Annotated in this window: 1 pseudogene; it reads right to left on the bottom strand. The window is 68.3% G+C overall.

Annotated features, from left to right (window positions below):
• A pseudogene (locus tag U4012_RS35760) lies at positions 1-271 on the bottom strand (acetyl-CoA C-acetyltransferase); the annotation flags it as partial.

The raw sequence follows: 271 nt of genomic DNA, 5'->3' as shown, positions 1-271 counted from the left end.
ACCGGCCTTCTGCGCGGCTTCCGCCTTGTTCTGCGACAGCGCCGCGAACGCGTCCTGCTCCTCGCGCGTGATCCCGTATTCCTTCGCGACGTTCTCCGCCGTGATGCCCATGTGGTACTGGTTGTACACGTCCCACAGGCCGTCGACGATCATCGTGTCGACCAGCTTCGCGTCACCCATCCGGAACCCGTCGCGCGAGCCCGGCAGCACGTGCGGCGCCGCGCTCATGTTCTCCTGCCCGCCCGCGATCACGATCTCCGCGTCGCCCGCC

This window comes from Burkholderia sp. BCC1988 (assembly GCF_905339895.1).
GTDB lineage: Bacteria > Pseudomonadota > Gammaproteobacteria > Burkholderiales > Burkholderiaceae > Burkholderia.
This window is presented reverse-complemented; position numbering and strand designations above follow the sequence as displayed.